Origin of the sequence: Thermocrinis albus DSM 14484 (assembly GCF_000025605.1) — a bacterium.
Taxonomy (GTDB): domain Bacteria; phylum Aquificota; class Aquificia; order Aquificales; family Aquificaceae; genus Thermocrinis; species Thermocrinis albus.
The window spans coordinates 576,670-590,758 of record NC_013894.1 but is presented as its reverse complement, the minus strand read 5'-3'; the positions used below and the strand labels follow the sequence as shown (position 1 = coordinate 590,758).

At 47.5% G+C, this 14,089-nt stretch carries 17 protein-coding genes and 1 tRNA gene; 16 read left to right on the top strand and 2 right to left on the bottom strand.

What is annotated here, in order from left to right:
* The first annotated feature begins 1 nt into the window (after nt 1).
* Genes fusA through THAL_RS03040 form a run of 14 tightly spaced genes read left to right on the top strand, consistent with a single transcriptional unit; the run spans nt 2 to nt 10,541 of the window.
* A complete protein-coding gene (gene fusA, locus THAL_RS03105; protein WP_012991662.1) occupies nt 2–2,089 on the top strand; it encodes an elongation factor G in 2,088 nt (695 codons plus the stop codon).
* 17 nt (nt 2,090–2,106) lie between these two features.
* Nucleotides 2,107–3,324 carry an elongation factor Tu gene (tuf, locus tag THAL_RS03100; RefSeq protein ID WP_012991661.1) on the top strand — a complete coding sequence of 406 codons (1,218 nt, stop codon included), beginning with the start codon at nt 2,107–2,109 and terminating at the stop codon, nt 3,322–3,324.
* Nucleotides 3,325–3,334: 10 nt separating this feature from the next.
* On the top strand, nt 3,335–3,652 hold the full coding sequence (gene rpsJ / locus THAL_RS03095) for a 30S ribosomal protein S10 (RefSeq protein ID WP_012991660.1): 318 nt from the start codon (nt 3,335–3,337) through the stop codon (nt 3,650–3,652).
* A gap of 1 nt (nt 3,653) precedes the next feature.
* Nucleotides 3,654–4,358: a 50S ribosomal protein L3 gene (rplC, locus tag THAL_RS03090; protein ID WP_012991659.1), complete on the top strand. Its 705-nt coding sequence runs from the start codon at nt 3,654–3,656 to the stop codon at nt 4,356–4,358.
* Nucleotides 4,355–4,948 carry a 50S ribosomal protein L4 gene (gene rplD, locus THAL_RS03085; protein ID WP_012991658.1) on the top strand — a complete coding sequence of 198 codons (594 nt, stop codon included), beginning with the start codon at nt 4,355–4,357 and terminating at the stop codon, nt 4,946–4,948. Before rplC ends, rplD begins: the two co-directional genes overlap by 4 nt.
* Nucleotides 4,945–5,241 carry a 50S ribosomal protein L23 gene (gene rplW / locus THAL_RS03080; protein ID WP_012991657.1) on the top strand — a complete coding sequence of 99 codons (297 nt, stop codon included), beginning with the start codon at nt 4,945–4,947 and terminating at the stop codon, nt 5,239–5,241. The genes rplD and rplW overlap by 4 nt, the downstream gene beginning before the upstream one ends.
* A 10-nt stretch (nt 5,242–5,251) precedes the next feature.
* Nucleotides 5,252–6,121, top strand: a complete 870-nt coding sequence (gene rplB / locus THAL_RS03075; protein ID WP_012991656.1) for a 50S ribosomal protein L2 — start codon at nt 5,252–5,254, stop codon at nt 6,119–6,121.
* A 2-nt stretch (nt 6,122–6,123) separates the two neighbouring features.
* The gene (gene rpsS / locus THAL_RS08590; RefSeq protein WP_012991655.1) at nt 6,124–6,579 is read left to right on the top strand and encodes a 30S ribosomal protein S19; all 456 of its coding nucleotides are present in this window, start codon (nt 6,124–6,126) and stop codon (nt 6,577–6,579) included.
* A gap of 10 nt (nt 6,580–6,589) precedes the next feature.
* A complete protein-coding gene (gene rplV / locus THAL_RS03065; protein WP_012991654.1) occupies nt 6,590–6,931 on the top strand; it encodes a 50S ribosomal protein L22 in 342 nt (113 codons plus the stop codon).
* The gene (gene rpsC, locus THAL_RS03060) at nt 6,931–7,635 is read left to right on the top strand and encodes a 30S ribosomal protein S3 (protein WP_012991653.1); all 705 of its coding nucleotides are present in this window, start codon (nt 6,931–6,933) and stop codon (nt 7,633–7,635) included. The genes rplV and rpsC overlap by 1 nt, the downstream gene beginning before the upstream one ends.
* A gap of 17 nt (nt 7,636–7,652) precedes the next feature.
* Entirely contained in the window at nt 7,653–8,075 is a 423-nt protein-coding gene (gene rplP / locus THAL_RS03055) for a 50S ribosomal protein L16 (RefSeq protein ID WP_012991652.1), read from the top strand.
* Nucleotides 8,072–8,272: a 50S ribosomal protein L29 gene (gene rpmC, locus THAL_RS03050; protein WP_012991651.1), complete on the top strand. Its 201-nt coding sequence runs from the start codon at nt 8,072–8,074 to the stop codon at nt 8,270–8,272. The genes rplP and rpmC overlap by 4 nt, the downstream gene beginning before the upstream one ends.
* A complete protein-coding gene (gene rpsQ / locus THAL_RS03045) occupies nt 8,269–8,568 on the top strand; it encodes a 30S ribosomal protein S17 (protein ID WP_012991650.1) in 300 nt (99 codons plus the stop codon). Before rpmC ends, rpsQ begins: the two co-directional genes overlap by 4 nt.
* 8 nt (nt 8,569–8,576) lie before the next feature.
* Entirely contained in the window at nt 8,577–10,541 is a 1,965-nt protein-coding gene (locus THAL_RS03040; RefSeq protein WP_012991649.1) for an LPS-assembly protein LptD, read from the top strand.
* On the opposite strand, the gene rpe is transcribed toward THAL_RS03040, so the two are convergent.
* Together rpe and THAL_RS03030 are read right to left on the bottom strand one after the other, a co-directional pair.
* Nucleotides 10,519–11,187: a ribulose-phosphate 3-epimerase gene (gene rpe, locus THAL_RS03035; protein WP_012991648.1), complete on the bottom strand. Its 669-nt coding sequence runs from the start codon at nt 11,185–11,187 to the stop codon at nt 10,519–10,521. The genes THAL_RS03040 and rpe overlap by 23 nt on opposite strands.
* The gene (locus THAL_RS03030) at nt 11,184–12,488 is read right to left on the bottom strand and encodes a homoserine dehydrogenase (protein ID WP_012991647.1); all 1,305 of its coding nucleotides are present in this window, start codon (nt 12,486–12,488) and stop codon (nt 11,184–11,186) included. The genes rpe and THAL_RS03030 overlap by 4 nt, the downstream gene beginning before the upstream one ends.
* Before the next feature lie 85 nt (nt 12,489–12,573).
* Here THAL_RS03030 and THAL_RS03025 point away from each other — a divergent pair, with 85 nt between their 5' ends.
* Nucleotides 12,574–13,986 (top strand): hypothetical protein, encoded by a 1,413-nt coding sequence (locus tag THAL_RS03025; RefSeq protein ID WP_012991646.1) that lies wholly within the window; start codon nt 12,574–12,576, stop codon nt 13,984–13,986.
* Between the two features lie 20 nt (nt 13,987–14,006).
* Nucleotides 14,007–14,083: transfer RNA gene (locus THAL_RS03020), tRNA-Arg, on the top strand.
* Nucleotides 14,084–14,089 lie beyond the last annotated feature (6 nt).

Below are 14,089 nucleotides of genomic sequence, written 5' to 3'. Positions count from 1 at the left end.
GATGCCAAGGCTTGTACCTATAGAAAGATTGAGGAACATAGGTATAGTGGCTCATATAGATGCAGGTAAAACTACCACCACGGAGAGGATCCTCTATTACACCGGTAAGACCTACAAAATAGGGGAAGTTCACGAGGGAACGGCCACCATGGACTGGATGCCTCAAGAGAGGGAAAGGGGTATCACCATAACGGCTGCTACCACAGCTTGTTACTGGAAAGATCACCAGATAAACATAATAGACACACCCGGACACGTGGACTTCTCAGTAGAAGTAGTTAGATCTATGAAGGTTTTGGACGGGATCATCTTCATCTTCTCCGCAGTGGAAGGTGTTCAACCCCAGTCGGAAGCCAACTGGCGTTGGGCTGACCGTTTCGGTGTTCCCCGTATCGCCTTCATCAACAAACTGGACAGGTTAGGAGCTGATTTCTACAGAGTCTTCAAGGAGATAGAGCAAAAGCTCAGTATAAAACCTGTGGCCATTCAGATACCAGTGGGAGCCGAAGACCAGTTTAAAGGTGTTATAGATCTTATGGAGATGAGAGCTATCATATGGCTGGAGGAAACATTAGGCGCCAAGTACGAGATAGTGGACATACCGGCTGAGTACATGGACAAAGCCACCGAGTGGAGAAACAGGATGGTGGAGGCTATAGTGGAACATGATGATGAGCTCATGATGAAGTATCTGGAAGGTGAAGAGATACCTGTGTCCGATCTTAAAAGAGTTCTGAGGAAAGCTACCATAGAGAGAAAGTTGGTGCCGGTGTTGTGCGGTTCTGCCTTCAAGAACAAAGGCATACAACCCCTCCTGGATGCCGTCATAGATTATCTCCCCTCACCTCTGGATGTGCCTCCCGTGAAGGGTATAAACCCCAAGACTGGGCAAGAAGAAATAAGAAAGCCTCTGGACGATGAACCTTTCTGTGCTTACGTGTTTAAGGTGATGAGTGACCCTTATGCCGGACAGCTCACTTACTTCAGAGTATTCTCCGGTAAGGTAACTGCCGGTTCTTACGTATACAACGCCACAAAGGATAAAAAAGAGAGGGTTGGAAGACTTCTTTTGATGCATGCCAACTCAAGGGAAGATGTTCAAGAAGCTGCAGCCGGTGAGATAGTAGCTGCGGTAGGTCTGGATGCCACCACAGGAGATACCCTTACCGACGAACGCTATCCTATATTACTTGAAAAACTGGAGTTTCCGGAACCTGTTATCTCCATGGCTATAGAACCCAAAACCAAGAAAGACCAAGAGAAGCTCTCTCAAGTCCTCAACAAGTTCATGAAGGAAGATCCCACCTTTAGGGCCACTGTAGATCCCGAAACAGGGCAGACTCTCATACACGGTATGGGCGAGCTGCACTTGGAGATAATAGTGGACAGAATGAAGAGAGAGTACGGTATAGAGGTGAACGTAGGTAAGCCTCAAGTAGCTTACAAAGAGACGATACGTAAGAAAGCTGTAGGTGAAGGTAAGTTTATAAGACAGACAGGTGGAAGAGGTCAGTACGGTCACGCTGTTATAGAGATTGAACCTTTAGAAAGAGGCCAGGGTTTTGTTTTTGAGAACGCCATAGTGGGAGGTGTTATACCTAAGGAGTTCATTCCGGCTGTGGAGGAAGGTATAAAGGAAGCTATGCAGAACGGCATACTGGCAGGATACCCTGTGGTGGATGTAAAAGTGAGACTCTTTGATGGTTCTTACCACGAGGTGGACTCTTCGGAGATGGCCTTCAAGATAGCAGGATCCCTGGCCTTTAAGGATGCTGCTAAAAAAGCGGATCCCGTACTTCTGGAGCCAATAATGGAGGTGGAAGTGGAAACACCCGAGGATTACGTAGGAGATGTGATAGGTGACCTCAACTCCCGTAGGGGTAAGATAGTAGGCATGGAGAACAAAGGGGTCATTACTGTCATAAAGGCTTACGTACCTCTGGCGGAGATGTTTGGTTATGCCACCACTCTAAGAAGCTTGACACAAGGAAGAGGAACCTTTATAATGAAGTTTTCCCATTACGAAGAAGTTCCGCAAAGTATTGCGGAACAGATAATAGGCGAACGCATGGCAGGAGCCAAGCAATAACCCTAAGGAGGTAAAGCATGGCTAAGGAGAAGTTTGTAAGGGAGAAGGAGCACGTTAACGTAGGGACTATAGGGCACGTAGACCACGGGAAGTCCACCTTAACATCAGCCATAACGTGTGTGTTGGGTGCCGGACTTATGCCTGGCGGTAAAGCCAAGTGTACCAAGTACGAGGAGATAGACAAGGCACCTGAGGAGAGGGAAAGAGGAATCACCATAAACATAACCCACGTGGAGTATGAGACAGCCAAGAGGCACTATGCTCACGTAGACTGTCCTGGGCATGCGGACTACATCAAGAACATGATAACGGGAGCAGCGCAGATGGACGGGGCCATACTGGTGGTTTCAGCGGCAGATGGACCCATGCCCCAGACGAGGGAGCACGTACTTTTAGCGAGACAGGTGAACGTACCGTACATAGTGGTGTTTATGAACAAATGTGACATGGTAGACGATGCGGAGCTGTTGGACTTAGTGGAACTAGAAGTGAGGGAACTACTCAGCAAGTATGAGTATCCTGGAGATGAAGTACCCGTTATAAGGGGATCAGCGTTGGGTGCATTACAGGAGCTGGAAGGGGGCAAGCCTGACAAGTGGTGTCAGAGCATACTACAGCTGTTGGAAGCCATGGACGAATACATACCGACACCAGTGAGAGAAGCGGACAAACCGTTCTTGATGCCAATAGAGGACGTGTTTAGCATATCTGGACGTGGTACAGTGGTGACAGGGAGAGTGGAGAGGGGGACACTGAGACCTGGAGAGGAAGTGGAGGTAGTAGGTTTAAGGGAGGAGCCGTTGAAGACGGTAGCGACGTCTATAGAGATGTTCAGGAAGGTGTTGGACGAGGCGTTACCAGGAGACAACATAGGGGTGTTGTTGAGGGGAGTAGGTAAGGACGATGTGGAACGTGGTCAGGTGTTGGCGAAGCCTGGCAGTGTGAAGGCCCACAGGAAGTTTAGGGCACAGGTATATGTGTTGAGCAAGGAGGAAGGTGGAAGGCACAGTCCGTTTTTTGCTGGTTACAGGCCACAGTTTTACTTTAGGACAGCGGACGTGACTGGTGTGGTGGTGAAGTTGCCTGAGGGGCAGGAGATGGTGATGCCTGGGGATAATGTAGAGTTGGAAGTGGAGTTGATAAAGCCTGTGGCCATGGAGGAAGGACTTAGGTTTGCCATAAGGGAAGGTGGAAGGACTGTGGGAGCTGGTGTCGTTACCAAGATCTTAGAGTGAGGGTTGAAAGATGGAGCAGGAGATAATACGTATAAAGCTAAGATCCTACGACCACAGGCTCTTGGATCAGTCTGTAAAACAGATAATAGATGTAGTGAAAAGAACGGGGGGTGCGGTCAGAGGTCCCATCCCCCTTCCCACAAGAAGGAGAAGATGGGTGGTACTTCGTTCTCCCCACAAGTTTGACCAATCCAGAGAACACTTTGAGATAAGAGAGCATAAGAGGATCATAGACATAGTGAGAGTTACCCCTCAAACGGTGGAATCCCTCATGAACCTAACCTTACCTGCAGGAGTAGACGTAGAGCTCAAGATGGAGGAGGGTTGATATGCCTATAGGACTCATTGGTACTAAAGTGGGTATGACGAGGGTATTTCTCAAAGATGGAACCGCTGTGCCTGTTACCGTTATAAAGATAGAGCCCAACTACGTGGTGGCCGTAAGGAGGCAGGAGAAAGACGGTTACAACGCAGTTCAGGTAGGTGCCTTTCCTGCTAAGGAGAAAAACCTGACGAAACCTGAACTGGGACATCTTAAGAAGGCGGGTTTACCACCTCTTAGGAGGCTGAAGGAGTTTCGCGTAGATGATCCGGATCAATATCAGGTAGGACAGGAGCTGAGGGTGGAACAGATCTTCCAACCAGGGGAACTGGTGGATGTGGTAGGTATAAGCAAGGGAAGAGGCTTTGCCGGAGCTATGAAAAGATGGGACTTTGGAGGTTTTCCTAAATCTCACGGACACAGGTATCACAGGGCTGTAGGTTCCATAGGCCAGAGGACAGATCCGGGTAGAGTTTGGAAAGGTAAGAGAATGGCCGGTCACTGGGGAGCTGAAACGATAAGGGTACAAGCCCTCTTGGTGGTGGATGTGGTGCCGGAAGAGAACCTTTTGCTCGTTAAAGGCTCCGTTCCAGGTCATAACAGGGGTATAGTCTTTGTGGAGAAGAGCACTATAGCTTACAGAAAGTCCCAGAGACTAAAACTTCAGAGAATAAAGCATATAGCCGAAACTCTCCTGAGGGGTGAAGCATGAGTGATCTACAGCTGAGAGAGGATATTTTCGGTGTGGAAGTGAAAAAACACGTTCTGTGGGAGGCTGTCAAGTGGCAGCTGGCGGCAAGGCGGCAGGGTACCCACAGTACCAAGACGCGTGCCGAAGTGAACTACAGTGGTAGGAAGATTCTACCTCAGAAGGGAACGGGAAACGCAAGACACGGTGAGCGCGGAGCTCCCATCTTTGTAGGTGGAGGTGTGGCTCACGGTCCAAAACCAAGAGACTATTATTACACCCTTCCCAAAAAGGTTAGGAAACTGGCTTTGAGAATGGCTTTGTCCTCGAAAGCTAAGGAAGGCAAGGTACTCTTAGTGGATAAGGTGGAAATAGGTGAAGTACCCAAAACCAAGAAGGCGGTGGAGTTTTTGAAAACTCATAATGTAGCTGACCAGAAAGTACTGTTGATAGTACCGCAAAAAGATGAAGTGGTTATAAAGTCCTTTAGGAACATACCCACCGCTAAAGTGCTTCCCGTGGATGGCCTCAACGTTTACGATATACTGTGGGCAGATTGGCTTATAATAGATAAGATGGCTCTTGGAAAGATCTACGAGAGGCTTGCACCATGAGGAGACCTGAGGAGATTATCATAAGACCCATCATAACGGAGAAAAGTAACAGACTGATGGAAGACTACAAAAAGTACACCTTTGAGGTGGCTTTGGATGCCACCAAACACGAAATTAAGTACGCGATAGAAAAGCTCTTTGGTGTTAAGGTTCTCAAGGTTAACACCATGATAGTGAAACCGAGGAAGAAGAGGGTGTACGGTAAGTTTAGGAAATATGGTTACACGAGAGCCTATAAGAAGGCCATAGTGACCATAGATCCCTCTCAGGAGATAGACCTTCTTAGTGTGTGAGGTGTGAGCTATGGGCGTGAGGAAGTTGAAACCTGTAACCAACGGTCAGAGACACGCGGTTCTATACGACTTTAGTGAAATCACCAAAAGGGAACCCGAAAAGTCCCTAACCTTCTTCTATAAGAGGGCTAAGGGAAGGTCCCACGGTAAGATAACGGTAAGATCCAGAGGTGGAGGACACAAGAAACGCTACAGACTTATAGACTTTAAGAGGGATAAGAGTTTGGTTCCTGCAAAAGTAGCTGCTATAGAATACGATCCTTTTAGATCTGCACGTATAGCCCTATTGCACTACGCAGACGGAGAGAAGCGCTACATTATCTGGCCTGACGGTCTGAAAGTGGGTGATACCGTAATGTCCATATCTTATGAGGATGCTGAAGCGGGTAAGGAACTGCCTGAGATAAAGGTGGGTAATGCCTTACCTCTCAAGTACATACCCGTAGGTACCATAGTACACAACGTGGAGCTACATCCCGGTAAAGGAGGTCAGCTAGCCAGAGCTGCCGGAACCTACGCTCAAGTACTAGGTAAGGTAGATGACTATGTTCAGCTCAGGTTACCCTCAGGAGAGATAAGGTTGGTCCACCAGAGGTGTATGGCTACGGTAGGAGCTGTAGGTTTGGCAGAGCACGAATTGGTGAAGTTGGGCAAAGCGGGAAGAGCTAGGTGGCTAGGTTGGAGGCCTCACACGAGAGGAACAGCCATGAACCCTGTGGATCACCCTCACGGTGGTGGTGAAGGTAAAACCAAAGGTAAGCATCCTGAATCACCTTGGGGATGGAAGACTAAGGGGTATAAGACCAGAAGGGGCAAGAAGTATTCCGATAAGTTCATACTGGTGACCAGAAAAGGCAGACCTCTCAAGAAAGGAGGGTAAAGATGGGTTTTAAAGGAGCGTGGAACAAACGTAACAAACTTATAGAGGATCCTGAAAAACTCCTCAAGTTGTACAAAAAGATCCACAGGATGCACAAGAGGGTACGGAAGGTTCAGCACACTCAAGAACTGTTCAATAAGGCTGTAGAAAAATATCGACTTCTCTTGGAAGAGTTTAAGAAGCTGGTAGATAAAAAGGCGTGGGTTGATCCAAAGCTGTGGATGAGGATCAGAAAGATGAACGAAACCGGTGAGAGGAAGGTGGTGAAAACCTACAGTAGGGATACTACCATAATACCGGAGTTTGTGGGGCATACTATAGCGGTCCATAACGGAAAGACCTTCGTCCCTGTCTACATAACGTCCGATATGGTAGGGCATAAGCTGGGTGAGTTTGCCCCCACACGTACCTTCAGGGGGCATCCTGATAAATCTGCAAAAGCCGCTAAGAAGAAGTGAGGTGTCAAAGATGGAGGCAAGAGCGATACTAAGGTACGCACGTATATCTCCCCTGAAGGCCAGACAGGTTTTGAGACTCATTCAGGGTAAGAGAGCCGCTGATGCCCTCTACCAGTTGGAGTTTATGCCTAAAAAGGCCGCCAAGATAGTGGCAAATGTTTTGCGTAGCGCTATAGCCAACGCGGACCAAAAGAAGATGGATTTGGAAAAACTGTACATAAAGAAGGCGGTGGCTGATCAGGGACCTATGTACAAAAAGTGGATGCCGAGAGCTCACGGAAGAGCCACCATGATACGCAAGAGGACGAGCCATATCACCATAATTCTTGAAGAGAGAGAGGAGGAGAAGTAATGGGTCAGAAAACTCACCCTATAGGTTTCAGATTGGGCATAATAAAGGACTGGACCTCTAAGTGGTATGCTGAAGGTAAGGACTACACCCAGCTACTTCACGAGGATCTGAAGATAAAGAGGTACATAAAGGAAAGGTATGCTTCTGCAGGTATATCCCGTGTAGTAGTGGAGAGAATGGCTGAGAAAGTGAAGGTGAGAATACTGGCTGCAAGACCAGGTATCATAATAGGTCGGAAAGGTGCAGAAGTAGAGCAACTCAAGAAGGATCTTGAAAAGATGGCACCTGGGAAGATCATCACCATCACGGTGGATGAGGTAAGGACACCTGAACTGGATGCTCAACTGGTGGCCGAGGAGATAGCCCTTCAGATAGAGAGGAGGGTGTCTCACAGAAGAGCTATGAAGAGAGCCATAGACAACGCCATAAAGGCGGGTGCAAAAGGTGTGAAGGTACAGGTGAAGGGAAGGATAGGTGGTGCTGAGCTGGCAAGAGCTGAGTGGTTTCTCGTGGGAAGGATGCCTCTGCAGACGCTGAGAGCCGATATAGACTACGGTTTTGCCGTGGCACAGACCAAGTACGGTGTTCTCGGTGTTAAGGTATGGATATACAAGGGTGATATCCTCAAAGGCGGTAAAGAAGAGATCGTTAAGAAGATAGAAGAAGATCTTAAGAGGGCTGAGAAGGAAGCCCTCGCCAGCTGAACCTAAGGAGGTGAGCTATGTCTTTTTTGGCACCTAAGAAAACCAAGTTTAGGAAACAACAGAGAGGAACCTTAAAGGGTAAGGCTTTCCGAGGAAACAAAGTTTCTTTCGGTGACTACGGTATACAGGCTCTTGAGGCTTGCTGGCTCACCCAAAGGCAGATAGAGGCTGGTAGGGTGGCCTTGGTAAGAGCTCTCAGGAAAGGTGCAAAGGTATGGATAACCGTCTTCCCTGACAAGCCCTACACCAGGAAGCCCAACGAAGTGCGTATGGGTGGAGGTAAAGGAGATCCTGAGGGTTTTGTGGCTGTGGTAAGGCCAGGAAGGATCCTCTTTGAGTTCTCCGGTGTGAACGACGAAGTAGCGGAGGAAGCTTTTAGATTGGTGGCGGCCAAGTTACCCATAAAGGTAAGACTCGTCAAGAAAGGAGGGCAACTATGAAGGCCTCTGAGCTAAGGTCCTTGTCCTTAGCGGATCTCCTCAAAAAGGAAGAAGAGCTCAGGCGCCAGATACTACGCCTGAGGATAAAGAAGAAGGTAGAAGGTCTTAAGGACATAAATGAGATAAGAAAAGTGCGTAAGGATCTCGCCAGGGTTCTCACCGTTATAAGGGAAAAACAGTTGAGGGGTGAAACATGAGTCAGGAAAAGAAATGGCACGAAAAAAGAAAGGAGATGGTAGGTGTTGTGGTAAGTGACAAGATGGACAAAACAGTAGTGGTGAAGGTGGACCGTAAGGTCCAACACCCCATTTACAAGAAGCACATTATAAAAAGTAAGAAGTATCACGCTCATGACCCCAACAACGAGTGCAAAGTGGGTGACATAGTGGTTATAAGAGAGACAAGGCCCATATCTAAGACCAAAAGATGGGTGGTGGTCAAGATCCTTCAGAGAGCAAAAACCCCTGAAACGGTAGAGCAAGAGAACGTATAATACTGTGAGTGCTGTGGCTCTTCCTGCTTCTTGTTTTTATTCAGATAGGCTGGGGTGTGGAGATTTTATCCGACACCCTGGAGAGATTACCAGATGGTACCCTAGAAGCTAGGGGAAACGTAGAAGCTTACTACAGGCAGTATTACATAAGAGCCGATTACCTGCGGTATAATCCGGAGACCAAAGAGGTATTTGCCGAGGGGAATGTGTACGTAAGATCCACAGATGGGAGGTTGGAGGCTAAAGGCAGATCTGCCTTTCTGAACCTTAAGGAAGATACAGGTTACTTCCAAGATACCAACGGACGTTTTGAGAGGTTTTATATCAGTGCGAAAGAGGTAACAAAGGAAAAGGATGTGTATCGTGCTAAGGATGGCAGTGTTACCACTTGTCCTCCTCAGAAGAAGGAGATGTCTCTTTGTTTTTCAAAAGCTAGGATAGATGACAGGTATGTTTTCTCCACCAACAACACCCTGAGGCTCTTTAGGATACCCGTTGCCTATCTTCCGTTGGCTTTCTTTCCTGTAGGAGATAGGCGTTCCGGCCTTCTACCTCCTGTCGTAGGATCCAACACTTACAACACCTTTATTTACCAACAACCTATTTACTGGGCTATCTCACGGGATAAAGATGCCACACTCACGTTGGACCTGAGGGACAAACAGGCCAAAGGATTATCTCTGGAGTACAGGCAGGCAGTGGAAGCCTCCCGAAAACTGGAACTGTCTTTGTCCTTTTATAAGGAGCCCACACCACCACAAAAGTGGTGGGAAGGGAGGCCCTTATCCACCTTCAGAGAGAACAGATACAGACTTCGTTTTTCCTTTCTTTGGGATGATATCAAAGGAGGTATAGACACTGTATCTGACCCCTACTTCCTTCAGGACGTATACCTTCATACGAAGGAGAGAACTGTACCTTACCTATCCTCCTACGTCAACTATATGAAGGATACCGATAGGTGGTTTTTCTCCTTTGACGTAAGGCATTTTTACGATACAACCTCTCCCAACAATTCTAAGACTCTTCAAAGGTTGCCGGAAGTAAGTTTTTACCTAAAGGACTCTCCCCTTGTAGGAAAGCTTTCCTACAACGCTCTTTTTATGTACACCAACTTTTACAGAAAAGAAGGTCCCAAAACGGGAAGGTTTGTGTTCTTCCCTCAGCTTTCTCTATCTACGTCTGTTCTTTCTGTACCCACCTACTGGAGCTTAACATGGGAGAACATTTTCTACACCAAAGGAGAGGATGTTAGCACCCTAAGATTTCATGGTAGAGTTCCCTTTGTGCGGGACTTTGTGGTAGGATCTTGGCGCTCCTACAACCTATTGGAAGTATCTTATCTGTACAGACCACGATCTTACAACAATCCTCGTATGGACCCCATAGACGAGGTAAACAAGGAGAATCAGGCAGGCTTTCTTTGGAGGAGTAGTAACTCTTTTGGAGGGAGAGAGTTTTTGAGTCTTCAACTGCAGACCGCTTACAACTTCTTGGGTGAGTACACGTATTTGGGTCAAAAGGTCAAGAGGAACCTACTTCCTGTCAGAGGGGTGGTCTCTTTGAAACCCCTCCCTTCTCTTACCTTTTACACAGACACCCTCTACGATGTGGAGGGAGGAAACATACTCACTTCCTCTTCAAACCTTCAATGGGTAAAAGGATCCTCCTCTCTGAGTGTGGGATACTTGACCACCCGTGATGTGTTGGGTAAAAGACTGGGGGAACAGATAAACTACACTTTCACCACCACCTTCCGAGATACTACTGTAAGGTTATACACTTTGCACGACATGAGGCTCAATAAGGACTTGCTGAGACAGTTAAACGTGGATTATAGAGGAGCTTGTTGGGGGATAGGATTCATGGTGAGGGACTTTTACGATGGTAACAGGGCCAAGTACATAAAGGAGTTCTTTCTTGTCTTTAACATCTTTGACCTCCAGAGGTTCACACTGCCTCTGAAACGTTGAGGAGGGACTTGAGTTTTCTTGTCTGAGCTTCTACGTCAGGATGAGAGAATATACCCGAACCTACCACCAGAATATCAGCACCGGCCTCGGCCACAAGCCTTATATTATCTTCTTTTATTCCTCCATCCACCTCTATGAGTACTGAGGGGTTTATTCTCCCAATCATCTCCTTGAGCTGGCGTATCCTCTCTAAGGATCGCGGTATGAAGGTCTGTCCGCCAAAACCGGGGTTCACCGACATAAGAAGAACAAAATCTACATAGTAGAGCACCTCTTCCAAAAGATGGAGAGGTGTTCCGGGGTTTATAACAACACCGGCTTTGGCCCCCAAAGATTTTATAAGTTCCACAGTTCTGTGTATGTGGTGGTTACCTTCTATATGAACGCTCACCATGCTGGCACCTGCCATCACAAAGTCCCTTATGTATCTGTCAGGTTCTACTATCATGAGGTGAGCATCTAAAGGTAGAGGACAGTGCTTCTTTATGCTCTCTAGCACCACCGGACCAAAGGATATGTTGGGTACGAAGAGTCCATCCATCACATCAAAGTGAAGGATGTCTGCACCACCTCTTACACAGGCTTCTATCTGCTCTCCGAGGCGGTAAAAGTCTGCTGAAAGAATGGAGGGTGCTAATAGTTTCATAGCTTCTCTTCCTCTACTCTTATAAGGACGGGATGTCCCTCCACCATAGGGAGGTTCTTTATCTCCTCTATAGCTTTGCGCATCTGTTTCTCGTAAGCCTTGTGAGTCAATAAAACTAGGGGGATAACACTCTGTCCTTCTCTTCCTGCCATCCGGCACACCTTTTCCTTCTGCAGTACTGACGCTATACTTATGCCGTTATCGCCTAGTACCTGTGCCACTTTTGCCAACACACCGGGTCTGTCCGGAACATCCAGTCTCAGGTAATACCTGCTGTAAAAGTTGGAGCTTATGTGAAGCTCCTCTTCCTCCCAATAGAAGGGATGTAGGGCTCTTATTCCCCCCGCTATGTTACGGGCTATGTCTATAATATCAGCCACCACAGCGGAGGCGGTAGGGTGTGAACCTGCACCTCTTCCGTAGAACATGGTTTTACCTACAAAGTCCCCCTCCACCATCACCGCGTTGAATACATCCGACACTTTGGCCAACTGTTCTTCGGAAGGTATGAAGGTGGGATGTACACGTAGTTCTACCTCCGAATCCACCCTCTTGCATATGGCCAGAAGCTTGAGGGTGTATCCCAGCTCTTTACCCAGTTCCACGTCCAGAAGGTCCACCTGCCTTATACCCTCCACGTGTACGCTTCCAAAAGGAAAGAACTTACCGAAAGCTACCGTTGCCAGAATGGTTATCTTGTGGGCTGAGTCCCATCCGTCTATGTCCAAGGAAGGGTCCGCCTCGGCGTATCCCATCCTTTTGGCCTCTGCCAGAGCCTCATCGAAGGTCATGTCCTCTTCCAACATACGGGTGAGGATGTAGTTGGTAGTACCGTTGAGTATACCGTATATGTTCAGTATCCTGTTGGCAGATAGACCTTCTCTAAGAGCCTTCACTATGGGGATACCTCCTCCCACTGAAGCCTCAAAACCTATCCACAGACCCTTTTCCTGAGCTTTGAGGAATATCTCTTTTCCGTCTTCAGCCAGAAGGTGTTTGTTGGCTGTCACCACATGCTTACCTTTTTCTAAGGCTTCCAGTATAACCTGTTTGGCAAAACCCTTTCCTCCTACCAGTTCCACCACTATGTCAGACTCCTCTATCACCTCCGTGTAGTGGGTAGTCCTCAGATGATGGGGTACCTCAAAGCTTCTTGGACGTTCCCAGTCAACATCCGCTACCTTGGTGAGAACGATATCTAGTCCCGTCTTCTTCCTTATAAGATGGCCATTTTTGAGAAGGAGTTCAGCGGTCCCCGTACCTACCGTACCACAGCCTACTATACCAACCCTTACTCTCACGCTTTAATTATAGCATCATAAGTGTGTATTTCTCATAGTACCGGAAGAGGAAAGACATAACTTAACCTGTAAGGAGGGTAGAACCATGTGGGAGGAACTTTTACTGAAAGAGAAGCTCACACCTAAGGAGAAGCTGGCCTTTTTCAGGGGTCTGTTGAAGCACGAGATGGAGGTGTTGAACCAGTACTGTGCTCAAGGAGAACTTCCCAGAAAGTTCCGTGTGGAGCTGTGCCACTTGCACAACATAAAGAAGGTAAACATCGCTCGCCTGCTGGAGGTTATAGAACAGTACGATCCCGATTTTATAAAGGTGCTGGCTGTAACGGATCCGAGGGTAAGGACCTTTCTGGGATACTACTTTGAGTTTCTTAAGACAAACCCTTACGGATATGAGGCTTTAGAACCACAGAACCTTTTCGGGAACTGGGACTTCATCAAGTACAAACTACGTATACTCTTTCCAGAATTGAGCATAGAGGAGATAGATCGCTTCAAGTTCAAAAGGAGGGAGTTTATAGAGTATGTGAAAAGTAAACTGGGAGAGTCGGAAGAGGTGATAGAATCCAAGCTCAACAAGGCTACTTGGTACGAGACTGTCCCTTACCTAGAGCTGGAAGAGGAGATGAATCCTCAGTGGCATCCTGAACCTATTATGACGGACGAAGATTGGGCCTTCATCAAAAGGCATATACGAGGTAGAAAGAACATTTTCATAAGGGGAGAGGATGGGAAGGAAAAGCTGGTGTACGTAGAGGTGGATCTCTCTGACGAAGAACTAGACCAATACAGAAAAGACAGGGAGGGTCTTAAGAGACTGCTTATGGAGAGGTACCGTATAGACGAGTCGGGTGCAGAGCAGATACTGAGGAAGGCGGGCTGGGAATCGGAAACCTACCACATAATACCCCCCATCCATACAGATGTGGTGGTAGATTACGGAGAACTACCTAAGGAGAAGGAAAAGGTTGCACAGAAGGAGGATCAGGTGAGCTATCATACTCTAGCCAACGTGGTAAGAAAGCTGGGGGGTATGGAGCTGGAAATTCTCAACTACTATGACCTTATCTACGAGAAGGTGGAAGATCCTGTGAGATATATTCTGGACCAGATTATAAGAACTCAGAGACGTATACTGGGTAAGCTGTTCGGTATTTATTACACGGTGGATCCTCTTATGGCAGAAGCCATACTCACCATAAATCCCGAAAGGTTAAGTTTTCTGCAGGGGCTTGCAGCAAAAATAACAGTAAGGGATAAGGAATACAGCCTTTATAGTAACAGTACCGCTTGGAAGATAGTGAAACGGAGGATAACATCTCGTTTTCCGGAAGTAACAGAAGAAGAGATAGAGGGCTTTAAGGGACAAAGAGGTAGGTTTGTGGAGTACCTATCCCAAAAGACGGGTAAGAGTAAGGAGACCATCGATAGAGCTTTATCGGATTGTGGGTGGACTCCCACAGAGGAGATACCTGCCTTCTTACGGCAGATAGGACCCTGAGGGTTATAATAATAAATAGACGGCCCGTAGCTCAACTGGACAGAGCGTGGGACTACGGATCCCAAGGTTGCGGGTTCGAATCCCGCCGGGCTGGCCACTCTCT

Excerpts from the sequence above, each read along its gene's own strand:
- rpe (WP_012991648.1), bottom strand. The coding sequence starts at position 11,187 with ATGAAACTATTAGCACCCTCCATTCTTTCAGCAGACTTTTACCGCCTC.
- rpsJ (WP_012991660.1), top strand. The coding sequence starts at position 3,335 with ATGGAGCAGGAGATAATACGTATAAAGCTAAGATCCTACGACCACAGG.
- fusA (WP_012991662.1), top strand. The coding sequence starts at position 2 with ATGCCAAGGCTTGTACCTATAGAAAGATTGAGGAACATAGGTATAGTG.
- rpsS (WP_012991655.1), top strand. The coding sequence starts at position 6,124 with ATGGGTTTTAAAGGAGCGTGGAACAAACGTAACAAACTTATAGAGGAT.
- rpmC (WP_012991651.1), top strand. The coding sequence starts at position 8,072 with ATGAAGGCCTCTGAGCTAAGGTCCTTGTCCTTAGCGGATCTCCTCAAA.
- rplP (WP_012991652.1), top strand. The coding sequence starts at position 7,653 with ATGTCTTTTTTGGCACCTAAGAAAACCAAGTTTAGGAAACAACAGAGA.
- tuf (WP_012991661.1), top strand. The coding sequence starts at position 2,107 with ATGGCTAAGGAGAAGTTTGTAAGGGAGAAGGAGCACGTTAACGTAGGG.
- rplD (WP_012991658.1), top strand. The coding sequence starts at position 4,355 with ATGAGTGATCTACAGCTGAGAGAGGATATTTTCGGTGTGGAAGTGAAA.
- rpsC (WP_012991653.1), top strand. The coding sequence starts at position 6,931 with ATGGGTCAGAAAACTCACCCTATAGGTTTCAGATTGGGCATAATAAAG.
- rplW (WP_012991657.1), top strand. The coding sequence starts at position 4,945 with ATGAGGAGACCTGAGGAGATTATCATAAGACCCATCATAACGGAGAAA.
- THAL_RS03025 (WP_012991646.1), top strand. The coding sequence starts at position 12,574 with ATGTGGGAGGAACTTTTACTGAAAGAGAAGCTCACACCTAAGGAGAAG.
- rplC (WP_012991659.1), top strand. The coding sequence starts at position 3,654 with ATGCCTATAGGACTCATTGGTACTAAAGTGGGTATGACGAGGGTATTT.
- rpsQ (WP_012991650.1), top strand. The coding sequence starts at position 8,269 with ATGAGTCAGGAAAAGAAATGGCACGAAAAAAGAAAGGAGATGGTAGGT.
- rplB (WP_012991656.1), top strand. The coding sequence starts at position 5,252 with ATGGGCGTGAGGAAGTTGAAACCTGTAACCAACGGTCAGAGACACGCG.
- rplV (WP_012991654.1), top strand. The coding sequence starts at position 6,590 with ATGGAGGCAAGAGCGATACTAAGGTACGCACGTATATCTCCCCTGAAG.